The sequence below is a fragment of the Scytonema sp. PRP1 genome (assembly GCF_036697665.2).
GTDB lineage: Bacteria > Cyanobacteriota > Cyanobacteriia > Cyanobacteriales > Nostocaceae > Kalymmatonema > Kalymmatonema gypsitolerans.
In genome coordinates, this window is the sequence record NZ_JBAHYJ020000084.1 from 247,425 (window position 1) to 269,399 (window position 21,975).

General features: G+C 44.4%; 18 protein-coding genes and 2 pseudogenes. 12 read left to right on the forward strand and 8 right to left on the reverse strand.

Features of this window, described 5'->3' with window-relative positions:
• Positions 1–313: 313 nt before the first annotated feature.
• The 3 genes from V5G28_RS20415 to V5G28_RS20425 all read right to left on the reverse strand — a co-directional run bounded on the left by V5G28_RS20415 (position 314) and on the right by V5G28_RS20425 (position 2,312).
• Positions 314–559: a hypothetical protein gene (locus tag V5G28_RS20415; protein ID WP_096567247.1), complete on the reverse strand. Its 246-nt coding sequence runs from the start codon at positions 557–559 to the stop codon at positions 314–316.
• A gap of 174 nt (positions 560–733) precedes the next feature.
• Positions 734–1,273, reverse strand: a complete 540-nt coding sequence (locus tag V5G28_RS20420; RefSeq protein ID WP_332987993.1) for a phosphate-starvation-inducible PsiE family protein — start codon at positions 1,271–1,273, stop codon at positions 734–736.
• Between the two features lie 106 nt (positions 1,274–1,379).
• Positions 1,380–2,312: a tetratricopeptide repeat protein gene (locus V5G28_RS20425; RefSeq protein ID WP_332987994.1), complete on the reverse strand. Its 933-nt coding sequence runs from the start codon at positions 2,310–2,312 to the stop codon at positions 1,380–1,382.
• Positions 2,313–2,584: 272 nt separating this feature from the next.
• Between V5G28_RS20425 and V5G28_RS20430 the strand changes: the two genes are divergently transcribed.
• Positions 2,585–4,633 (forward strand): elongation factor G, encoded by a 2,049-nt coding sequence (locus V5G28_RS20430; protein ID WP_332987995.1) that lies wholly within the window; start codon positions 2,585–2,587, stop codon positions 4,631–4,633.
• A gap of 251 nt (positions 4,634–4,884) precedes the next feature.
• Entirely contained in the window at positions 4,885–5,133 is a 249-nt protein-coding gene (locus V5G28_RS20435) for an RRXRR domain-containing protein (RefSeq protein WP_332987997.1), read from the forward strand.
• Here V5G28_RS20435 and V5G28_RS20440 read toward each other — a convergent pair.
• The gene (locus tag V5G28_RS20440; RefSeq protein ID WP_332987998.1) at positions 5,059–5,658 is read right to left on the reverse strand and encodes an Npun_F5749 family FMN-dependent PPOX-type flavoprotein; all 600 of its coding nucleotides are present in this window, start codon (positions 5,656–5,658) and stop codon (positions 5,059–5,061) included. The genes V5G28_RS20435 and V5G28_RS20440 overlap by 75 nt on opposite strands.
• A gap of 223 nt (positions 5,659–5,881) precedes the next feature.
• Here V5G28_RS20440 and nrdJ point away from each other — a divergent pair.
• The 3 genes and pseudogenes from nrdJ to V5G28_RS20460 form a co-directional block, all read left to right on the forward strand.
• Positions 5,882–8,489, forward strand: a pseudogene (gene nrdJ, locus V5G28_RS36795) (ribonucleoside-triphosphate reductase, adenosylcobalamin-dependent); the annotation flags it as partial.
• A 213-nt stretch (positions 8,490–8,702) separates the two neighbouring features.
• Entirely contained in the window at positions 8,703–8,930 is a 228-nt protein-coding gene (locus tag V5G28_RS20455) for a hypothetical protein (RefSeq protein ID WP_096567342.1), read from the forward strand.
• 761 nt (positions 8,931–9,691) lie between these two features.
• The gene (locus V5G28_RS20460) at positions 9,692–9,967 is read left to right on the forward strand and encodes an RNA recognition motif domain-containing protein (RefSeq protein WP_041037900.1); all 276 of its coding nucleotides are present in this window, start codon (positions 9,692–9,694) and stop codon (positions 9,965–9,967) included.
• A 106-nt stretch (positions 9,968–10,073) separates the two neighbouring features.
• On the opposite strand, the gene V5G28_RS20465 is transcribed toward V5G28_RS20460, so the two are convergent.
• Positions 10,074–10,199, reverse strand: a complete 126-nt coding sequence (locus V5G28_RS20465) for a hypothetical protein (RefSeq protein WP_332987999.1) — start codon at positions 10,197–10,199, stop codon at positions 10,074–10,076.
• Positions 10,200–10,554: 355 nt separating this feature from the next.
• Here V5G28_RS20465 and fbp point away from each other — a divergent pair, with 355 nt between their 5' ends.
• The 6 genes and pseudogenes from fbp (at position 10,555) to V5G28_RS20495 (ending at position 17,655) form a co-directional block, all read left to right on the forward strand.
• The gene (gene fbp, locus V5G28_RS20470; protein WP_332988000.1) at positions 10,555–11,607 is read left to right on the forward strand and encodes a class 1 fructose-bisphosphatase; all 1,053 of its coding nucleotides are present in this window, start codon (positions 10,555–10,557) and stop codon (positions 11,605–11,607) included.
• The gene (locus V5G28_RS20475; protein WP_336231271.1) at positions 11,604–11,747 is read left to right on the forward strand and encodes a hypothetical protein; all 144 of its coding nucleotides are present in this window, start codon (positions 11,604–11,606) and stop codon (positions 11,745–11,747) included. The genes fbp and V5G28_RS20475 overlap by 4 nt, the downstream gene beginning before the upstream one ends.
• A gap of 48 nt (positions 11,748–11,795) precedes the next feature.
• Positions 11,796–12,938 (forward strand): annotated as a pseudogene (gene tal / locus V5G28_RS20480) (transaldolase).
• Positions 12,939–13,073: 135 nt separating this feature from the next.
• Entirely contained in the window at positions 13,074–14,600 is a 1,527-nt protein-coding gene (gene zwf, locus V5G28_RS20485; protein WP_332988003.1) for a glucose-6-phosphate dehydrogenase, read from the forward strand.
• A gap of 110 nt (positions 14,601–14,710) precedes the next feature.
• The gene (opcA, locus tag V5G28_RS20490; protein ID WP_332988004.1) at positions 14,711–16,090 is read left to right on the forward strand and encodes a glucose-6-phosphate dehydrogenase assembly protein OpcA; all 1,380 of its coding nucleotides are present in this window, start codon (positions 14,711–14,713) and stop codon (positions 16,088–16,090) included.
• A 59-nt stretch (positions 16,091–16,149) separates the two neighbouring features.
• Positions 16,150–17,655: a cobyrinate a,c-diamide synthase gene (locus tag V5G28_RS20495; protein ID WP_332988005.1), complete on the forward strand. Its 1,506-nt coding sequence runs from the start codon at positions 16,150–16,152 to the stop codon at positions 17,653–17,655.
• 144 nt (positions 17,656–17,799) lie between these two features.
• Here the strand turns inward: V5G28_RS20495 and V5G28_RS20500 are convergent, their stop codons facing one another.
• From V5G28_RS20500 to V5G28_RS20510, 3 genes are all read right to left on the reverse strand, one after another.
• A complete protein-coding gene (locus V5G28_RS20500) occupies positions 17,800–18,045 on the reverse strand; it encodes a hypothetical protein (RefSeq protein WP_332988006.1) in 246 nt (81 codons plus the stop codon).
• A 406-nt stretch (positions 18,046–18,451) separates the two neighbouring features.
• Entirely contained in the window at positions 18,452–20,056 is a 1,605-nt protein-coding gene (locus V5G28_RS20505) for a serine hydrolase domain-containing protein (RefSeq protein ID WP_332988007.1), read from the reverse strand.
• Between the two features lie 254 nt (positions 20,057–20,310).
• Positions 20,311–20,565 (reverse strand): hypothetical protein, encoded by a 255-nt coding sequence (locus V5G28_RS20510; RefSeq protein WP_332988009.1) that lies wholly within the window; start codon positions 20,563–20,565, stop codon positions 20,311–20,313.
• Between the two features lie 359 nt (positions 20,566–20,924).
• Between V5G28_RS20510 and V5G28_RS20515 the strand changes: the two genes are divergently transcribed.
• Positions 20,925–21,890, forward strand: a complete 966-nt coding sequence (locus tag V5G28_RS20515) for a phosphate ABC transporter substrate-binding protein (protein ID WP_332988010.1) — start codon at positions 20,925–20,927, stop codon at positions 21,888–21,890.
• Positions 21,891–21,975 lie beyond the last annotated feature (85 nt).

A 21,975-nucleotide genomic window follows, 5' to 3' on the forward strand; every position in this document is an offset into this window, starting at 1 on the left:
TGCTGTATAAAAGCTTTTAACTAGTACGTGGAAAATGCGTTCCCAGGTTCTACCTGGGAACAAGAGAATACCAAATCTGGTTTTTAACCCCTTAATTTTTTAGCCCACGCAGGCGGTGAGACCAGTCCTGTCCTCCTAAAAGAGGAGCTAGGAATTGGGCGTAGCGTGGTAGGAAGTGCCTTAGGCGGATTTCCCAACTTAGGCAACTGGCGCAATTCGTAGCGTGTCCGGAGGACATACCCGAAGGGGCTTGGTTTGTGTAGCCTATCGGCACTAGTGCAAAATCTGCCTAAAGCCTACGTTATAACTAGGCTTACATCTTACCGTGCTGCATGACTTGCTGAAGGTGATGGCGGATTTCCTGTGCTTGCTCAATATCAGACTGCCGCAACTTCTGGAACAGTTCTACACAAGGTTGAGAACCAGCTTGCTGTGCATCATTGATGTAAGTGTCATAAGCTTTGATTGCTTCAGCTTTGTTATGCAACACTGTGAGGAAGTCATACTCCAGGTTGCTAATGGGATTTTGAGTTTGAGCGTTTCCTGCGGTTTGAACCATAGATTTACCCTCCTTTAGGTTTCTTATTCACTTCTACTTGCTCTAAAAGAGGTATTCATCTTCCTAAAAGAGTATGCGAGGATACGTAATCGGTAGATAAATTATTAACCTAAAAGGTTAAATTCCCAGGTGGAACCTGGGAACGAGATAAGAAGCTGAAGACAACTCTACTATTTAAGCAATCTCCTCACACCGACGTGAATGCTTGAATTCACGCTCAATTTCATGTTGTCTAATCTCACCGTACTTAACAGGACAAAATTTAGTATTAGCGCTTATGCAGTCCATATGGGGTGTTTTGGCACACACTAGCAGTAATCCGCCCAATATAAACAATAAGCCACAAATTGATGCAACCTGAATCCAAGAAATTTCCAACGCTCCGTGAACCACCACTTCTCGCAGTACAGATACAATTGTGACCTCTACTGCCACTCCTACGGCAATGCTATGTTCTTGCAAGTAAACCATGAGCAGTCGAAATAACTCGACCAAAATCAAGATAAATAATATCTTGGCGGTTATTTGTTTATAATCTGGTGCTTGCGTGAGGGCAATTAATATCCCCCATAACTGGATAAGCATGACGGCAAATAGACCTAGGCACAGGATAACTACAATTAGGTCTTGGAATGCTTCCATATTGCGAACAATCCAATGCCGATCTAGCCAGCGATCGTAGAACAAGAATTGGCTCTTGAGGCGCTTTTTCATGACTATTTTGATTCCAAACGGGAGAACTTTAAACCACACCAGCCAGTCTCTCTGACACTTTTATTGTGCCGCGATTACGCTTTATTTATTGTGCCGTGATTACGCTTTAACGAGGCTGATAATTTAGGTTTTGCACCTGTTGTAATAATTGTGCGGCATTGTTCGCCCACTGGAAATTACGCTGACCATTGTATAAATCTCTGGCATATTGCAACACCTGTGCCGCTTCTGGATATTGCCTTAATTGTATAAAAGCCAACCCGGCTCCATAATAAGCATTGGCGTTATTTGTATTTGCTTCTGCCGATTTTCTAAAAGCTTCTAATGCATCTTTTAACTTACCTTGGCTAAACAAAAGTGTTCCAAGATTGTAGTGAGCTTCTGAATATTTGGGATTGATTTTGACTGCTTTACGAAAGGCATCTTTTGCTTTATCAGCTTTGCCCTGTTGTAAATAACATATGCCCATATGATAGGCAGGTTCTGGTGCATTTTTGCTCAGATCCATTGCTTTTTTGAAGGATGCGATCGCTCTGTCCCAATCTCGTTGTTGCTCGCGCAGCAACCCTAGGTTATAGTGAGCAACTCCCAGTTTGGGATCAAGTTCTATTGCTCGTTGCAAGTAATCGTTCGCTTGCTGCCAATTGCTTCCTTCCAACAGCGATCCGCCCAAATTCGCATAAGCTAGCGCAAATTGGGGATCAGCTTGTGTTGCTTTGTAAAATGCATCTGCCGCAGGTTGTAATTGTCCTATTTGTCGCAGTGCTAGTCCCAAATTGTAGTGCGCTGCAGCTAAATTGGAATCGAGTTCTGTGGCTTTGCGAAATAAGGCTATCGCATCTTGTACTCTCGCTACCTGAATTGCCTGCAACCCTTGAGTCAAGTAGTCTTGAGCGCTGCTATCAACGTATTGCGCCAGTAGAGTAAGGTGGGGATCACGAGGAGATGCAGTGGCTGGGGAAGAAGCCGAGAGAAAGCTTTGTGCCACTAATATGATCACCAAAGCTGGGAGGCGATATTTATAAAGAGGAACTCGCATTGTTTTCTTGTGTGGGAATTTGAGTTACATTTACTTTACAAAGTTTGTGTGAGACAGGAATATATTCACATAACTTTAAGTTTATATAGTAATTTTTGTAATTCTTAAATTTTGCTGTGGTAAATATTACGAGAAAATACGATTTTTAACTCTCATATTAAAGGAGAGATAATCTCAAGTTAAAGACAGGATAATCTTTTCAATCATCAATGTTAAATCCTCAATAACTTAGGATAACGCGGCGTAACGTGGCAAGCCGCTAAGGAGGTTGTATGAACGAAAAAGTCAAATCGGGTTCGCGGAATGTGGCAATTGTCGGTCCATATTTAAGTGGCAAAACCACATTAATGGAAAGTTTATTATTCGTTACAGGGGCGATAACTCGCAAAGGCAGCGTTAAGGATGGTAATACGGTAGGAGATAGTGCTGCGGAATCGCGCGATCGCCACATGAGTGTAGAAGTAAGTGCCGCTAGCACTGAGTATAATGGCACTCGCTTCACATTTATTGATTGTCCTGGAAGTGTGGAATTTGCCCAAGAAACTTACAACGCCCTCATGGGAGTAGATGCGGCAATTGTAGTTTGCGAACCCATTACAGACCGAGTTCTCACCCTTGCTCCTTTATTTAAATTCCTTGACGATTGGGAAATTCCTCACCTCGTGTTCGTCAACAAAATGGATCGGGCTAATATCAATGTCTTAGACACATTGCACGCCCTGAAAGCCCTTTCCAGCCGTCCCTTAGTAGCGCATCAATATCCCATCATTCAAGCGGAACAGCTCATTGGCTTTATCGATTTGGTAAGCGAGCAAGCATACAAGTACCATGCAGGTGGTCCTGCTGACCCCATCCCCTTCCCTGAAGAACTCAAACAAGAAGAACATATGGCACGGGCAGAAATGCTCGAAGCTTTGGCAAACTTTGACGACCATTTATTAGAAGAACTTTTAGAAGACATCGAACCGCCCCAAGAAGAAATTCTCACAGATTTGAAAATGGAATTAGGGGCAGATTTGGTCGTACCCGTTTTCTTTGGAGTCGCTGAACAAGATTATGGCGTACGCCCCCTCTTGGAAGCTTTACTTAGAGAAGCCCCTGAACCAGAAACCACAGCAGAACGTCGCTTAAAGGCTCAAAAAGGCGATTCTCCTATAGCGCAGGTACTAAAAACTTATTACACTCCCCAAGGTGGCAAACTCTCTCTCGTGCGAGTTTGGCGGGGTAAGTTAACAGACGGTATTGTTCTCAATGGCGTTCGCGCTGGTGGTCTTTACCGCCTCATGGGACAACAACAGCAGCAAATTAACGAAGCTTGTGCTGGTGAAGTGGTTGCTGTTAGCCGTTTAGAGAGTATCAAGACTGGGGATACTCTTTTTTGTGAGCAGTTGACGATAGCATTACCCAAAGCTGAGCAGCTAGAACCAGTTTATGCCCTAGCGATTACTCCGGAAAAGCGCAACGATGAAGTTAAGCTCAGCAGTGCTATTACGAAGCTGTTGGAAGAAGACTGCTCTCTTGCTTGGGAACAACACGGCGATACCCACGAAGTTATCCTTTGGGGTCAAGGCGAGATTCATCTGCAAGTCGCACTCGATCGCCTGCGCCGTAAATACAATCTGCCGATGACAACGCACTTACCGCAAGTGCCTTATAAAGAAACTATTCGTAAGCCAGCGTCATCAATTCACGGGCGCTACAAACACCAAAGTGGCGGTCACGGGCAGTTTGGCGATGTTTATCTTGACATCAAACCATTACCACGTGGTGAAGGCTTTAACTTCAAAGAAACTATTGTCGGTGGAGTGGTTCCCAAGCAGTACATCCCAGGTGTGGAAACAGGCGTACGGGAGTTTCTCTCACATGGTCCATTGGGTTTCCCAGTCGTAGATGTGGCGGTCACTCTAACAAATGGTTCTTACCACACTGTTGATAGTTCTGAACAAGCATTTAAGCAAGCAGCGCGTCTTGCTATGCAAACGGGAATACCCAAGTGTGAACCGACTCTACTAGAACCGATTATTCGTGTGCAAGTCTCTACTCCAAGCGAATTTACTGCCAAAGTGCTGCAACTTGTGACTGGTAGGCGAGGGCAGATTTTGGGTTATGAAGGTATACACGACTGGCAAGGATGGGACAGTGTCAGCGCTTACCTGCCCCAAGCAGAGATGCAAAACTTTATCGTAGAATTGCGATCGCTCACTCTTGGCGTTGGTTCTTTCCATTGGGAATACGACCATCTTCAGGAAGTTCCTGATAGAATTGCCGATCGCATCCGCACCTCTGGTAATGGCAATAGTGGTAACGGCAACGGTAAGTGATTTTTGATTTTGGGTTAATCTAAAATTCTCGGTTCAACAACCTCGCCCTGAAAGGGACGAGGATTGTCCGAACCAATTCGGACAACGTAAGCGTTGAATAGCCCATTGAGACTCAACTTAGTACAGACTTCCGAGTACTTCCCTAGCTCGGATCACTCTAAGCCTGATTGGTTCAGGCGTTGGGAAAGCCAAGACATCTTAGTTGGGTTGGGCGAAGGGACTTAAAACAAGTAATTGGGTTATACCACTGAATGCGAATTCCAGTTGTAGACAAAGACAATCAACCACTCATGCCCACTACCCCTGCACGAGCAAGGAAGTGGGTCGAGTCTGGCAAAGCAGTTAAACGCTGGTCAAAATGTGGTCAATTTTATAAACTCAGGTACTTACTGCATTTTTGCAACTTTAACGAAAGCAAAAATTCTTCATGGATTAATCGCAGTCGTAGACCAAGTGTGACCACGCAGATAAGACCAACGATTTTGGGGATCGCCGCGTAATTCTAGATGATCCACCTGAGTGGGATCAAACAATAACAGGCAAAAATTAGGTGGAGGGCTAGCAGGATCAAGAAGAGATGGTGAGAAAGCTTGTTGATCAGCTCTAGGTTTTCCAGGATGGGGCCAAGCGAATTGTAAACGAGCATTGTCTGAAAGGTCTTGCCACGTTGACTGACGAGCTTTTTGCAGTTCTAAGTCAGGATGATTACCATCGATGAGACTCAGTTCTCCTGCTATGCGGAATTGCTCACGAGTGACGGTAAAATACCAGCAAGCTTCTGCCCAAGGCTTATAAAGTATTTGGTCGAATTTTTGACTGCGTGTATCTGTGATGATTTTCAGCAGATTGGTGTCTCCTAGAAACCCCCGAAAAACAACAGTACGATTCGCGGGGCGTCCGTCAGTTTGGACAGTTGCCAGTTGAAAGTAGCGGGAGTGGGGCTGGCTACGATTGCGGTGCAAAGCACGGGCAAGGGGAGAACGCCAAGGGGCAACATTTTCAATCCCTGATAGGGATTCACACATATCTACCCCCGTTTTATGCAATAAGATTTTTACTGGCTAGTTGCACATTATATACTTTTCCATCAATTAAACTGTATTTTCTTTCAACGAGAATAGCTATAAAATTTTACCACAATGAGTGCAGCCCTACAGGTAGCGCAAATTGAACAATTTTTCAACCTTTACCCTCTCATTCACTTGCCGTATAGTCATAATCTATGTCAGCGAGCAACAAGACTTGATTATGGTTCGTGAGCTTGAAAGAAAACGTCAGAGTGCAAAATTTCCAGAAACTGCCCCAGCTGCCAACCCAGTGTTTTTTAGAACCTACAGCCGCCGTAAAGAGGCTGGGGTGAGGGAGACTTGGGATCAGGTGTGCGATCGCACCCTCCAAGCTTTAATCACTCTCGGGAAGCTACTCCCACATGAGGCTGATATCTTAGAGCGGATGCAGCGAAACTTAAAAGCTCTACCTAGTGGACGTTGGTTGTGGGTAGGCGGTACGAACTGGCTAAAAGAGCAAAAAAACTTTTCTGGGGCATATAATTGCACCTCTACCAATCTGCAAGACTGGAGTGCTTTCGGGTTGATGGTGGATTTGGCAATGATGGGCTGTGGAACTGGAGCAGTTCTAGAACCACAATATATTAACCAGTTGCCCCTGATCCGCAATCGTCTTCAAGTACAAGTGCGGGGTGAGATTGGTAGTACTCCTGTTGATGAGCGTCGTGAGCAGACAGAAGTCAAAATAGAAGGCAATATCGTCACCATTTACGTTGGAGATAGCCGTCAAGGTTGGGTGAAATCATATCAAAGCCTCTTGGAACTCTCAACTGATGAACGCTTTTCACAAGACGTTCAAGTCATTGTTGATATTAGCGACGTACGTAAAGCCGGAGAGGCTCTCAACGGCTTTGGAGGCGTAGCTAATCCAGTAAAATTGCCTGGGCTGTACGAGCGTTGTGCATCGATCCTGAATAAAGCTGTAGGACGACAGTTAAACTCTGTTGAATGCTGTTTATTGATTGATGAAGCAGCTGTCACAATTGTTGCAGGTAACATTAGGCGCTCAGCTGGTATGCGCCAAGGTTTCAGTGAGGATAATTTGTTTGCAGATGCCAAGAACAATCTATGGCAGCAGGATGAAAATGGCAACTGGCGCATCGATCCAGAGCGGGATGCTCTAAGAATGGCGAACCACACAAGAGTATTTCACCAAAAGCCCACATTACAAGAATGTCTTGATGCTGTCCGCAAACAGTATTACAGCGGCGAAGGTGCAATTCAATGGGCTGGTGAAGCGATAGCTAGAGCTAACTGTGACCTTTTGAGAAATCATGAACAAAAAGTGGATTTTCTCAAAGCATACGCTGAGGGAAAAGCCAAAGATTGGTTGCAGGAGAATTATCCTCAAATTCCTGAAAGTGAGTTAGAGCATCGTTTGGCTCGCTATGGTTTAAACCCGTGTGGTAGATAGTTTTGCCTCACGTTAAAAACCGGAGAAATTCGGTGAACCCTGCGATTGGGAATACCGAGGTAATCAGAGGAACTAAAGCACCTTTGACACCGTACAGACTAGAGAGTGAACCTTTTTAAACCATAAATAAACACTTATTGTTGGGTTTTAAAAAGAATATAATCTGGGTTTTACCTCCGTTCTTAAGAACGGCTCCACGAGTCTCCGGCTACTAATGCTATCGTCAATCATTAGTAGAAAATATAGTCGGATCTGCGAGGAATTAAGAACTCGTAGAACTAGGGGATAAAAAGCCTCTAGGGTAACAAAAATGGAAATTATCGGCTCAAATTTCCACTGCAACTTAGCGGAAATTCACCTGAATCAAATTGACCCAGATAACTACAAAGAACAGGAGGAAGCTTTTACCGCTGGTGGGCTCTCTGTAGCAGCACTTTTGCATCACAAATTTATTGAACCACGCTACCAATACAGCCGTGAATTAGACCCGATTGTCGGTGTTTCTTTCACAGGGTTATTTGATTTCTTTGTTCATGCTTTTGGAGTTGATTGGTTGCGCTGGTGGGAACAAGGAAGACCTGAAACTGCTCAAGGACTCGCGTTTAAGCGTCAGGAGCAAGAATACCTAAGTTTTTGGAAAAATACTGTGCAGCGTGTTGTTTGGGAGTACTGCGATCGCCACAATCTCAAACGTCCAAATCGCTGTACCACAGTCCAACCAAGCGGTACCAAGTCTTTATTAACAGGTGCTAGCCCAGGATGGCATCCGCCCAAGGCACAAAGATTTCTTCGTCGGATCACCTTCCGCAAAAATGATCCCGTAGCTTTAGCTTGTATTGACTACGGCTACAATGTCATACCTTCTCAATCGGACAAAGATGAACAAGGTAACTTGTTAAATGATCCCTTTGATCCCCGAGTCAGCGAATGGCTTGTGGAAATTCCAGTTGCTGTACTTTGGGCTGATTTACCAGGTGCTGATCAAATAGATATTAGTCAATTTAATGCGATCGCCCAAATGGATTTCTATATGCAAGTGCAGAAATTTTATGTGACACATAACACCTCTGCCACCATTGAGCTACGGGAAAATGAAGTTGAACCGTTGGGAACTCGCATATATGAAACTATCAGAGATGATCAAGGCTACATTAGCGCCGCACTTCTAGCACGGTTTGACGATCTTCAAACTTTTCCTCGCTTACCATTTGAGCCAATAACAAAACAACAGTACGAACAGCTCATGAAAGAAGTGGAAATGCGTCGCCAAACCGAAGATTTTCATGCTGTTTTGAGCCGCTATGATTTCGGTGAGTTAATAGAAGCAGGACCAGCAGGTTGTGACTCTGATAAATGCATGATGCCTGAACAAACTTCGATGTAAGTACAATCGAGACGAACAGCGGTGGTTGTGTTGGGAATGTTCTACCACCGCTTATTATATTCCTAGATAGATGCAGTAACAGTTTTCCTGACAACAAAGCCCTCAAAGTTTCCAGACCGATAGTAATCCTCACGAAGGCATCACTCCACACGTTACCATCGCTTTAATAGTCCTAATTTTTAATCAAGTGCCAGGAGATTTTTCATGTTCATTGATGAATTAACACCCATATTTAAACAATTCACCCAGCACCCAGTGTCATTTCTGGGCGGTTTCGTCTCTGGTGTGCTTCGACTCAGCCTTGCTGACGATCCCGTTAAAAGCTGGCTCGATCAACAACGCGGTTCAACAACCTACACGAATTCAACGACTCAACCCACTCAGGCACATAATGGCAAAACTGGTGGTCCTCAGTCGATTAGCATTGATTGACCACTCCCGGACTTCTAGTCCAGGGATTCTAAAAGAATGCTGCGCGGTGTTTTTAACCCACCGCGAGGCTTCTTCTTAGTAGCCCGCAAGGATTGGGGGTTTGGCAATCTAAAACGACGCTCAATTGCGTGTTTAAGCGTGATTGTTGGCACGTATAGGTCTGGGAGTTCCCCACGCCAGTGTTAGGGGATAATTTCTTTGTTGGAAATCCCTTTAGTGTATAAAAAATTATACCTATTCTTTGTTATTGCAAGATATTTGCTAGGGCGCTTTGCTCGTCTACTCGATTTATTAAGACCTTGTTAACTGCTTACTTGCCTCCTTCTAAAGAGGAGTGTGCAGTTCATCTCAGGTATGATAAGTATTTCATTTCAGCCAAACAATAATACGAAAATTTCAAAATTGGAAATTCCGCATCTGCATAAATAGGTATTTTTCTTAATTGAAAGTTAGAAAAAATTAAACAAAATTTTATTAACCATAAAAGATATCAGCACATATAAGCCAAGCTGATTTGAACCTTTAGGTGTTTGTAAAATCTCATACTTTGAAAATTGACGCAATCAGTTATGATCTGTAGCGTATGCGAAAATTCAGCATGACCACTGGTTGACTTGTAAGAAGACGCAACCTCCTTGGTTGCTTTGCTCCTACAATATTTGCCGTTGGTGAATCAGACGAGACGAAAGCAATTCCTGCTATTTGTTTTAGCTGTTTTCAAGCTGAACTCTTCGCTCTTTGTTGCGACTTACGTGATTCACATGACTATTTACGTTGGAAATCTCTCCTACCGCGCCACAGAAGCAGATTTAAAATTAGTATTTGCAGAATATGGCGAGGTCAAAAGAGTTGTGTTACCTACTGACCGCGAAACTGGACGATTACGCGGTTTTGCCTTTGTTGACATGAGCGAAGACGCCCAAGAAGACGCTGCCATTACAGAGTTAGATGGAGCTGAATGGATGGGTCGCCAACTTAGAGTTAATAAGGCGAAACCCCGCGAGGAGGAGCGACAAGGTAGTTGGGTGAAAAGATAATAGTCTTAAGAGCGATGAAATACAATAGTAGCAAATTGTTTTCTAGTTATGCAAGCTATTAAGCGCTGAAATATCTAGAAAAAATCAATAAAACAATTTGATCAAGTTATGTCCGACGAGTTGTGACTGCTAGCTCATAGTCATAACTCGTCGGTTTGTAAAATGCTAAAGTATAGTTAGCAACGTTCAACCGAATTGGAGTGGAGGGTTTGCTGCTTTTCGTTTTTTCCATTGTTGTATCAGTCTGCCCAGCGAGCGGGGAGATGATAACAACTTAACATAGTAAAAAATGTTTTTTTCGTCTACAGGTGCGCTGCTCGCTTGATTGGATAAATATACCTATGGAATTATTTCTGGCGAGACACCATTGTGTTTAAATTTCCATTTAGACTAGGTAGACTTGCTCAAGTATAGCATTCCAAGCTGGTGACTTAGCCTTGGATAGACCTACAGGTGATTGATTTCTTTAGTTTATCTAAAATCACATTTAGATTGTCAAATTACCTTTCTAAGATAGAGGCAGCAACCACAAGTTGCAACGCACGGGATGAACCCAACAAACACCTAGTCTCTAGGGAGAATAAAAAATGGCTAAAGTGCCGGAATCTTTAGAGTCGGTAAGCAGCGAAGTCGTAGACAAGGCGTTAGATCGTGATTGTACAACATTATCCCGTCATGTCCTACAGCAACTTCACAGCTTTTCGCCCGAAGCCCAGGATCTGAGTGCGCTGATGAATCGGATCGCCCTTGCTGGCAAACTGATTGCTCGTCGCCTCAGCCGCGCAGGCTTAATGGAAGGGGTTCTCGGATTTACAGGGGAAGTCAATGTGCAAGGAGAATCCGTCAAAAAGATGGATGTCTATGCCAATGATGTCTTTATCTCGGTTTTCAAGCAAAGCGGTTTAGTCTGTCGCTTAGCTTCCGAAGAAATGGAAAACCCCTACTACATTCCGGAAAACTGCCCGATAGGTCGCTACACTCTTTTGTATGACCCAATTGATGGCTCATCGAACACTGATACAAATCTCAGTTTGGGTTCGATCTTCTCAATTCGGCAACAGGAAGGAAACGACCTCAATGGTGAAGCAGCTGACCTGTTAGCTGCTGGGCGCAACCAAATTGCCGCCGGCTACATATTGTATGGTCCCAGCACGATGCTGGTCTATACTATTGGTAAGGGAGTTCATTCGTTTACCCTCGACCCCAGCTTAGGAGAGTTTATCCTCACGGAAGAAAATATCCGAATTCCTGATCACAGTTCCATATACAGCGTCAACGAGGGTAATTTTTGGCAGTGGGATGAACCGATTCGGGAATACGTCCGCTACGTTCACAGAACAGAAGGCTACACCGCTCGCTATAGTGGGGCAATGGTAAGTGATATCCACAGAATTTTGCTTCAAGGCGGTGTGTTTCTCTACCCTGGTACACTTTCCAAACCAGAAGGTAAACTGCGCTTGCTTTATGAATCCGCTCCCCTAGCCTTTGTCATTGAGCAAGCAGGTGGTCGCGCTACTACGGGACACATGGAAATCTTAGACGTGGTAGCGAAACAACTCCACCAGCGCACGCCTTTGATTATTGGAAGCCCAAAAGATGTCGCAAAGGTGGAGTCTTTTATTAACAACAGTCACTCTTGAATGTGAAAAGATCAGTCTTGGGTGCAGCAAGCACAGAAGCCATGAGTGAGTGGTTAGTGCTTAGCAGTTATTGGTTAATGGTTAGTAGTTATTGGGAAGTCAAACAACGAACAACCAATAACCAACAACTAACAGCCTGACAAACGTTACTTAAACACATCATTAGCAGGAGTTAAACGAATACAGGTATGGCAACCAATCATCTACTTGAGATCAAGCAGTACGGTCAAAGTATCTGGATGGATAACTTGAGCCGTGACTTGATTCAATCAGGCGAGTTGAAGCAGCTCGTTGAAACCAAAGGAATTTGCGGGATTACGTCAAATCCAGCAATCTTTGAAAAGGCGATCGCCGGAAACGCAATTTATGATGCCGATATTGAAGCGGGGATCAAGGCTGGATTACCGCATACAAAATTTATGAATCGCTAATTTTTGAAGACATTCGTAATGCCTGTGATATCTTGCGTCCTGTCTACGATGCAACTAATGGCTTAGATGGCTACGTCAGCATTGAAGTGCCACCATCGATCGCCCATGATTCCGAAGCAACAATCAACGAAGCCAAGCGCTATTACGAAGGTGATCGGAAGAAAACGTGATGATTAAAATTCCTGGGACCGAGGCGGGTTTGCCAGCAGTTGAGAAGGTAATATCCGAAGGGATCAACGTCAACGTCACGTTGCTGTTCTCGGTTCAAAGCTACATCAACACAGCTTGGGCTTACATTCGCGGCTTAGAAAAACGGGTTGCAGAAGGTCAGGACATTAGCAAAATTTCTTCAGTAGCCAGCTTCTTCCTCAGCCGGATTGATAGTAATATTGACGGTCAGATTGAGGCGAAATTGAAAAAAGGCATTGATGACATGACAAAAGAAACCAAGCTAAAAGTTTTGAAAGGAAAAGTGGCGATCGCCAACGCCAAAATTGCTTATCAGGAATACAAAAAGATTATTGAGACTGAGCAATGGAAAGCATTGTCCGCAAAAGGTGCAAACGTGCAACGCCTACTGTGGGCTAGCACTAGCACCAAGAACCCAGCTATAGCGATGTTATGTACGTCGATGAGTTGATTGGTCCCGAGACAGTGAACACTCTGCCTCCTGCGACAATTGAGGCTTGTGCCGACCACTGCGATGTCGCCAGCCGCGTTGACACAGCTGTGGACGAAGCTTACAACCTGATTGAAAGCCTCAAAGACCCAGACATCAACATCGATATCAACAAAGTGATGGACGAATTGCTCGTTGATGGTATCGATAAGTTTGTCAAGCCCTTTGAATCGCTGATGGGTTCTCTAGAAACCAAAGTTAGACAGTTGTCGCCAGTGTAATAACGTTAGTCGATAGTGGTTAAATGTATAGACGCGCCGTGGCGCGTCTCTACAGCTATGACGCTCTGGACAACCAAGAATTCCCAAATCCCAATCTCTCATCGCAAATCTCACATCTAAAAATCCAAAATTGTTATGGTCAGTCTGCTAGAAAATCCGCTGCGGGTTGGTCTGCAACAGCAACGAATCCCGAACCTGATCATAGTTATCTTTGGTGCTTCCGGCGACCTTACTTGGCGTAAACTGGTACCAGCACTTTACAAACTGCGACAAGAACGGCGCATTCCACCAGAAACCACCATTGTTGGTGTTGCACGTCGGGACTGGAGCCACGAATACTTCCGCGAACAGATGCGCAAGGGCATGGAAGAAGCTCATGGCGGTGTCGGTCAGGAGGAACTGTGGCAAGACTTCTCCCAAGGTCTGTTCTACTGCTCTGGTGATATCGACAAGCCTGAAAGTTACCAGAAACTAAAGAATTTCTTAAGTGAGTTAGACGAGAAAAGGGGAACACGCGGAAACCGAATGTTCTACCTGTCTGTTGCGCCGAATTTCTTTCCAGAAGCAATCAAGCAGCTTGGCTCAGAGGGGATGCTGGAAGACGCGTACAAGCATCGTTTAATGATTGAAAAACCCTTTGGCCGGGACTTGGCTTCTGCTCAAAGCCTGAACCGAGTTGTGCAGAAATATTGCAAAGAACAGCAAGTCTACCGGATAGACCACTATCTCGGAAAAGAAACAGTTCAGAATCTACTGGTGTTTCGCTTTGCCAATGCGATTTTTGAACCCCTGTGGAACCGTCAATTTGTTGACCACGTTCAGATTACTGTAGCAGAAACCGTGGGAGTTGAAGACCGCGCTGGATATTATGAAAGTTCCGGCGCACTGCGAGATATGTTGCAAAACCACCTCATGCAACTTTTCTTATTCACCGCGATCGAGCCTCCCAATGCCCTAGATGCCGACAGCATCCGTACGGAAAAAGTCAAGGTACTCCGGGCGACTCGATTAGCTGATGTCCAAAATTTGCACCGTTCTGCAGTCCGGGGTCAGTATAGTGCTGGGTGGATGAAGGGTAAACCCGTGCCAGGGTATCATGAGGAACCAGGAGTTAATCCAAATTCCACGACACCCACTTATGTGGCGGTGAAGTTTCTGGTTGACAACTGGCGCTGGCAAGGAGTTCCGTTCTACTTGCGTACTGGTAAGCGGATGCCAAAAAAAGTGAGTGAGATTTCGATCCACTTCCGCGAAGTTCCTTCTCGGATGTTTCCATCTGCTGCCCAACAAATGGCTGGTAACATTTTGGCAATGCGGATTCAGCCGAATGAAGGAATTTCTCTACGCTTTGAAGTCAAGATGCCAGGAGGGGAATTCCGTACCCGTTCCGTTGACATGGACTTTACTTATGGTTCTTTTGGTATCCAAGCAACTTCCGATGCCTATGACCGCCTGTTTTTAGATTGTATGATGGGCGATCAGACATTATTTACACGGGGAGACGAAGTGGAAGCCGCTTGGCAGGTTGTCACACCAACTCTTTCCGTTTGGGATGCACCCGCAGATCCGGCATCGGTTCCCCGGTATGAAGCTGGTACTTGGGAACCAGCCGAAGCGGAATTGTTGATTAACCAGGATGGTCGCCGCTGGCGCAGATTATAGATTTGTAGTTAGTAGTTAGTAGTTAGTGGCTAGTATAACAACTAACAACTAACTACTAACAAATAATAACTCATAACTAACAACTAACAATCCCAAATCCAAAATTAGCTATGACTTCCCAAGCTCCTACGATTTTTTCACTTCAGGCTCCCAAAGATATTTCGCTCTCAGATATTGAAGCGGAACTGAGCCGCATTTGGCAAAGTTACGGCATTGCCGGTGAAGACGGTGCGCTTCCTGCAGCGACTCGCGCCACAACATTTAGTTTGGTGGTTTACGAACCCGAAGAAACCCAGTATCTATTGGCTACTTTGGGATTTTACAAAGGTCCGATTGATGGCATTCTCGGTCCGCAGATGAAAACAGCACTGCGAGAAGTGCAGAAAACCTATGGTTTGACAGAAACTGGAACAGCAACAGATGAAACCCTAGGCATCTTGCGCGAAGAACTCACCAAACGTCATGGCAATGGGGCTACGGCGGATAACGGTTCTGGTGGTGCGTCCTATGTTCCAGATGCCAGCAGCCCCCGAATTGCTGATGAAATTGCCAGCCGTAATCCCTGCCGCATTATTGCCCTGACTCCCATAGCTGGCGAAGACGTAGGGGTGAAGGCTCAAGTCTCTGCCTACTGCCCAATTCAAAAGCAGTCCGCAAGTACACTCGTCTGCTGCGAGTACATTACTCTGACAGGAACCGCTGCTGCTTTGGAACGGATAGGTGGCATGATTCCGGCATTGTTGATTGGTGGCTTGCCCAAGTTTCTCTGGTGGAAGGCAACGCCAGACCCCAACAACCCTTTATTCAAGCGATTAGCGGCAGTATGCAACAACGTTATTGTAGATTCCTGCAACTTTAACAAGCCAGAAACTGATTTGCTCAGCTTGCAAGAGTTGGTAGAATCTGGTGTACCTCTAGCTGACCTGAACTGGCGTCGTCTTTCAGGATGGCAGGAGTTAACAGCTGAGGCTTACGACGCACCTCAACGTCGTGCTGCCCTTACAGAAGTAGACAGAATCAATATTGATTACGAAAAAGGCAGCCCCGTACAAGCGCTGTTGTTTTTGGGTTGGCTGGCAAGTCGCTTGCAATGGCATCCGGTTTCTTATGAAAAAGAAAGCGGAGATTATGAGATTACACGAATTCACTTTGCTGCCCAAGATCAACGGCAAATAGAAGCCGAGTTAGCAGGAGTCCCAGTCGGTGATGTGGGTGAAGTTCCTGGCGATTTGATTGCTCTGCGCCTAAGTTCCACAAATCCACAGGCAAACGGCGGTACTCTGATCTGTTCGGAAACTGGTGGTTGTATGCGGATGGAAACACAAGGTGGTGCCCAGTCTAGTGGTGTGTTTCAACAGGTAACTTCACTTTCTGAGCAAAAGGCAGAAGCTTTGCTGAGTCAGCAGGTGCAACGCTGGGGTCATGAGGCACTTTTTGAAGAAAGTCTTGGTGTCACAACCCAAATTCTCAAATTAGGGCTTAAGAAGTAACTTAAGAAGTAAAATTAAGGAGTTAGGAGTTTTGACTCTTAACTCCTTAATAGAAATTTATGGCTTTAGTTATTGCGGGAGAACGCAGTGGGGTGGGTAAGACGACTGTCACGCTCACCCTTTTAGCGTCTTTATGTCAACGAGGTGTACAAGTACAATCTTTCAAGGTTGGTCCGGACTACATTGATCCGATGTTTCATCAGCACGTTACGGGTCTGGCTTGTCGTAATTTAGACTGCGTACTGACATCGGAAGCTTATGTAAAGCAATGTTTTGCGAAGCATGCTGACATAAGTGAATATGCGTTAGTAGAAGGGGTGATGGGGCTATTTGATGGAGTCACCCCACCCCAACCCCTGCCCTTATCAAGGGGAGGGGCAAATGATTTTGTCACCCCACCCCAACCCCTCCCCGAAATTCGAGGAGGGGCAAATGATTTCGCAAGTACGGCTCATGTAGCACGGCTTTTGGATTTGCCTGTGGTGCTGGTGCTTGATTGCAGCCGGTTGTCTGGTTCTGTGGCTGCGATCGCACACGGTTATTGTTCGTTTGACAACAGAGTGAAAATTGCAGGGGTGGTACTGAATCGAGTGGGAAGCGATCGCCACCTATCCCTTCTCAAGGATGCCCTGGAACCCCTACAATTACCAATTCTTGGGGTGTTGCGACGTGAGGATAACATCACAATTCCTGATCGCCATTTGGGTTTAGTACCTACAGCAGAACTCCCCCAACTACGTGCTGTGATTGACCGACTTGCCCATTTGGGCGACACTTGCTTTGACTGGGAACGTTTATTACCACTGTTGCGGACTAGGGGCTGGGGACTAGGGACTGGGGACTGGGAACAGAGGAAAGAATCTGCTTCATCCCTAATCGCTAGTCCCGAATCGCTTATTGAATCCAAAATCCCAAATCCAAAATCCCACATCAGGATAGCCGTAGCCCGCGATCGCGCTTTCAATTTTTACTACCAAGACAATCTTGATTTGCTGCAACAATTGGGTGCAGAACTCGTTTTCTGGAGTCCTTTGGAAGATGCTGGACTACCAGAGGACGTGCAAGGAATGTATTTTGGCGGTGGTTTCCCAGAAGTCTTTGCCCAGCAACTAGCCGAAAACACCAATGCTCGCTATACAGTGAAAACAGCAATCCTCTCTGGAATGCCCACCATTGCTGAATGTGGAGGATTAATGTATCTATGCGAGCAAATAGTCGATTTTGAGGGGAAATCTTGGTCAATGGTGGGCGTGTTGCCGTCAATAGCCGAGATGGGTGGGCGTCTTACCTTGGGGTATCGTCGAGCAGTTGCTTTACAAGATAGTCTGGTAGTACGCGCAGGTGCAACGGTTTACGGGCATGAGTTTCATCGTTCCCGTTTAATCTCAAATCCTAGTACACCTTTGTTTCAAACTTATCGCTACGATTGCGAGGAATCCACAGGATATGAGGGATGGAATTTGCTTCCGTCTCTACACGCTTCTTATATTCATCAACACTGGGGAGAGAGTCCAGAAATTCCACAAGGGTTTTTAGAACAGTGTCGGGTATTTAAATTTACTTAAAATCTAGATACTGCCATCGCTTGGAAGCGTGACAGTATTCTGGAAAATTTATCTCCAGGCGATCGCCTCCGGCAGTGCTTTCCCTTGCAATCGCCCTTTGAGAGCATCGCATGACTGCGGCTCCTAAGGGATGGGTCAAGTGGTTTATGCATTCTCACCCGCCACACCTCCAGGACGCGCCAGCAACCCCACAGCCGCCGCCAGTAACCCCATAGCCTCATTCTCACTCGTATCATTAGCAGTTGAGTACGTTTTTGTTTTTTTCCTAACCCCCAGAGTAAGAGATTTTTGCGTCCAGTGTTCAAAAAATTTTTCAACCATGCGGGTTACAGCGATTTCAAACTGTGCCAAAAAATCCAAATCAGCCGATTTTGGAACATTTTGGAACATAATTTCTTAAAAATTTATTTTAATAAGTTATAAAAAAACCATGATACTTGTGTGATAAAGGTTTGGAGCCAAAAACAAGGGTATTTATTGAGAATGAAGGTTTCAAAAGTGATTCGGCGTGGGTTAGTGGATTTTGATGAGATTCGAGGGTGATTTTGGAAAACCGCCGCCGCAAAATCAAAACCCCTCCATAATCACAGGGCTGTTTCATTCCACATTTGCTCAAGGTTGCTTACCTAAAAAATTTTTGGATATATTTGTAATTTTATATTCCTACAAAAAATTCGTTAATTTGATATTAAATATAACCATTACTTCTATTTATCAATATCGCAGTGATATTGTCGAGGGTGAACCACACAACTGTATAAATTCCTCCAGTAGGCTCGTTACTGTTCTTGATTATTTATTGTTTGCTAAAATAGAGTCTTCGTACCCTGTCACTACAACGATATAAACCGACAACTCGACCTTCTCGATCTCGCACAAATTCAAACTTATCTGCATATATAAGATATATAAGAAAGAGGTCTAGCCCAACAACTCTGAGATGAGATGGTGGATAGCCTTTGCTCTTAAAATATAATTTATTATTTGCTAAAGTTATTTTAAAGTCAGACTCTAATTCAGCGGAATAATAAGTACCAAGATAATCTGTCAATAGATCTTTTGGAGAATCTAGCATTTTTTCAAGAGTGTTGGTCTTAATACCATTGCCGATATCTACTTTGACTATCATTCGAGTAAGATCTTCAGAAAACTCAATGTCATAGTCAATCTCATTATCGACAGATTGAAAATGGTTGGTGTCAATTGGAACAAGTTGAAAATACATCCATGCTAGTTTAGCCATTAATTTTTCATCTTTTATCTCTAACTCCCATATGCTTCCAGTCGTGTGGTTATAATAAAATCCAGTTTTTAGCTGTAGATCCACTACGGGTAAATTAATAGAGCTAATAGAACGCGAAATAGGTTTAACAATATTTTCAATATAATCATTCTCTAAATATATATCAGCAATTTGAAAAGCTAATTTAGTTGGGTTAATCGTACTTAGATTAGCCAGACAGATAACAGAAAATTGGCGATCGGGAAATCGAATAAAGTCACTCCGATAACCCGTCCAAGAGCCTCCATGCCTAATTGTTTTCAAGCCGCCGTGATTGCCAATCTGCAACCCAAATGAACCTGATATAACTTCACCATTATTGAGTTTGCATGGAGTAGTTATCTCTTCAATAAAATCTTGTCCGTAGCCACCTAAGATATTGTGGTAGAAGTTTCGCTCCCAAAGTAGTAAATCTTCAATCGTTGTGTAAAGCTGTCCGTCTCCACAGAAATCGTGAAAAGACATATCGATCTGGAAACCACCTCCATCTTTTGGAGCGTATCCATTGGCTCTATTTTTCACAATTTCCTTGAAGTTATCGTGAAAATGGGTATTTTTCATCCCTAACGGGGCAAAAATATTCTCTTGAGCGAATACCCGTAAAGATTTACCAGAGACACGTCTCACAATTTCTGCTAGTAAAATGTAGCCAGAATTGCAATATAATTGCTCGGTTCCAGGCTCGAAATTTAAGCCTTTTTGTCGAGCAATTAAAGCAAGATTTTCTTCATTTAAATACTTATTTTCAAATTTCATTCCAGCAAAGAACATCAGAATCAAATAGTCGCGTAAACCGCTGGTGTGAGCGATCAAATGACGAATAGTAATGGACTGACTATATTGAGGAATTTCTGGAATATATTTTTGCAATTCATCATCTAAGTTAAGAAACTTTTGTCTAGCTAGTAAAACGATACATATTGCTGTAAATTGCTTGGAGTTAGAAGCGATATCAAAGACAGAATTAAGGGAAATAGGAATGTTATATTCCAAGTTAGCCATACCATAACCGCGCTGGTAAATTATCTCCCCATTCTGAATAACAGCAATAGCACATCCAGGGGAATCAGGTTTATCCCACTGGATGAATAATTCATCGACTTTGGTAATGAGCGACATTATTTCTTTACTTCTGACATATTTCCATCTGCCCAGTTTAGCGAATTCTCGACCAGACAACCTTTAAAACAGTTATCAGTCCTGAGTCCTGAGTCCTGACGGCGTATGGTGGGGGATGCGCTCACCGCCACCAACGCATAAAGGTGCTCTTGGTGGGGGACGCGCGATCACTCGTATTTAACTGATAACTGTTTACTGTTCACTGTTCACTGTTAAACTACTGCCACAACCCGTAGCGTGAGCAGCTTAACAAGTTATTGTACAGAGTTTAACTGATGGGGAGTTTGAGGGGCTATAAGTCCCCCACCATAGCGGTACCCTTTGGTGATTCCTCCGCACCATCGCATGACTGTGGCTGTGTGCATGAGCATCGCTATCGTGCTAATTAGTGTAAGTAATGTTAAGCGATCGCGCGGAGCGCGGGCGTTGGCACCTGTGCGATTGGCAATGCCTGTGCCCTTTGGGCAATTGCCGTAAGTCCTGCGGACTAAGAAAAAAGGTAATGACAAAACACTGTCTCTTCCAAAAATTGACATTGCAAAACTTCACAAAGAAATGATTGTCGCAAATATAGCGCTTCTCAATTTAGGCATTTTGGGTGAACTCGCGATAGTATAGAAGCAATTGATTTCTCTGTGGGTAATATTTTTGGCGTTGCCACAGGAACTATTCTGAGCAATGTTTCAAGCAATCTAAAGCTGCTCTTCTTTGTAAACTGAAGTACTCACGGCAGTGTTCTAGGGAATACTTGTTTTACGGTGACGACCAAACTGATCAGGTTGGGCGGCTGACAGTGTTTGCGATTGCACAGGTGCCACGCCTTACGGCGATCGCCTAAATTGCAAAGTCCCAATAACTAACATCCCACATGGCTAAAAGAAGCAACAATCAAGAAACTCTCACCTTGGTGCTATCTCTGCTCATTACTCTTGGGCTTCTAGGGTTTGGTGTCTGGTACTTCCGTAATAGCTTGCCTTTCGGTTTCAAACAACAGACTCAACCTTCTGCATCCCAATCCAGCGCAGGTCAAGCTTTTGACACATCAAGCTTGGATACCCGTCTGCCCAATCCAAACGTGCTGACAATTGATGGTAGCGTCACGATAGTGGCTTTGATGAAGCAGCTTCAAATTGCCTTTAATCCGGTGAACCCTTCCTTACCTACAACTTATGGCTTACCAAATGGGAGTCCCAATGGCACCAATAAAGGAATTCAAAACTTGAGAGACGGCAAAGTGTTGATGGCAGCCAGTTCACGTCCCCTCAAGCCTGATGAAGCACAAGCTGGATTGGTGCAAGTCCCAATAGCAAGAGATGCTTTGGCTGTAGCAGTGGGCATCAACAATCCGTACAAAGGGGAATTGACAATAGAACAGTTGAAGGGAATTTTTCAGGGGAAAATCACCAACTGGTCACAGGTAGGAGGTCCCAACCTGCCAATCAAAGTGATTAACCGCTCTCCAGACAGTGGTACATATACATTCTTTCAGGAAGTGGTGCTTTTAGAGGAGCCTTTTGCACCTGATAGTGCAAATTTCACCACAGTCAAGAAAGATGAAACCACTTCGATATTACGTGCGTTAGGTGATAACGGCATCAGTTACAGCACAGTTTCTCAGATAGAAAATCAAAAAACTGTCCGCTTTATCCCGATTAACGGCATTTCTCCCACTGATAGAACTGCTATCGAAAATGGGACTTATCCCATTAGTCGAGTCGTTTATTTAGTCGTGCCGCGTAAAACGAGTCCAGCGGCAAAGCAATTTATTAATTTTACTATATCTGCTCGTGGGCAACAGGTTGTCCAACGAGTAGGTTTTATCCCGTTGAAGTAGCAGCTAAATTATTAGCCCCAAATGATTCGTGAAAAACAAGATCCCCGACTTCTTTAAGAAGTCGGGGATCTGAAGGGTAGTCAAT

What these genes read in the sequence shown, in the direction of transcription:
- zwf (WP_332988003.1), top strand. Translation starts at nt 13,074, where the DNA reads ATGGTCAGTCTGCTAGAAAATCCGCTGCGGGTTGGTCTGCAACAGCAA.
- V5G28_RS20465 (WP_332987999.1), bottom strand. Translation starts at nt 10,199, where the DNA reads ATGGAAAAAACGAAAAGCAGCAAACCCTCCACTCCAATTCGGTTGAAC.
- V5G28_RS20420 (WP_332987993.1), bottom strand. Translation starts at nt 1,273, where the DNA reads ATGAAAAAGCGCCTCAAGAGCCAATTCTTGTTCTACGATCGCTGGCTA.
- fbp (WP_332988000.1), top strand. Translation starts at nt 10,555, where the DNA reads ATGGCTAAAGTGCCGGAATCTTTAGAGTCGGTAAGCAGCGAAGTCGTA.
- V5G28_RS20460 (WP_041037900.1), top strand. Translation starts at nt 9,692, where the DNA reads ATGACTATTTACGTTGGAAATCTCTCCTACCGCGCCACAGAAGCAGAT.
- V5G28_RS20435 (WP_332987997.1), top strand. Translation starts at nt 4,885, where the DNA reads ATGCGAATTCCAGTTGTAGACAAAGACAATCAACCACTCATGCCCACT.
- V5G28_RS20495 (WP_332988005.1), top strand. Translation starts at nt 16,150, where the DNA reads ATGGCTTTAGTTATTGCGGGAGAACGCAGTGGGGTGGGTAAGACGACT.
- V5G28_RS20515 (WP_332988010.1), top strand. Translation starts at nt 20,925, where the DNA reads ATGGCTAAAAGAAGCAACAATCAAGAAACTCTCACCTTGGTGCTATCT.
- V5G28_RS20500 (WP_332988006.1), bottom strand. Translation starts at nt 18,045, where the DNA reads ATGTTCCAAAATGTTCCAAAATCGGCTGATTTGGATTTTTTGGCACAG.
- V5G28_RS20430 (WP_332987995.1), top strand. Translation starts at nt 2,585, where the DNA reads ATGAACGAAAAAGTCAAATCGGGTTCGCGGAATGTGGCAATTGTCGGT.
- opcA (WP_332988004.1), top strand. Translation starts at nt 14,711, where the DNA reads ATGACTTCCCAAGCTCCTACGATTTTTTCACTTCAGGCTCCCAAAGAT.
- V5G28_RS20440 (WP_332987998.1), bottom strand. Translation starts at nt 5,658, where the DNA reads ATGTGTGAATCCCTATCAGGGATTGAAAATGTTGCCCCTTGGCGTTCT.
- V5G28_RS20425 (WP_332987994.1), bottom strand. Translation starts at nt 2,312, where the DNA reads ATGCGAGTTCCTCTTTATAAATATCGCCTCCCAGCTTTGGTGATCATA.
- V5G28_RS20415 (WP_096567247.1), bottom strand. Translation starts at nt 559, where the DNA reads ATGGTTCAAACCGCAGGAAACGCTCAAACTCAAAATCCCATTAGCAAC.
- V5G28_RS20455 (WP_096567342.1), top strand. Translation starts at nt 8,703, where the DNA reads ATGTTCATTGATGAATTAACACCCATATTTAAACAATTCACCCAGCAC.
- V5G28_RS20505 (WP_332988007.1), bottom strand. Translation starts at nt 20,056, where the DNA reads ATGTCGCTCATTACCAAAGTCGATGAATTATTCATCCAGTGGGATAAA.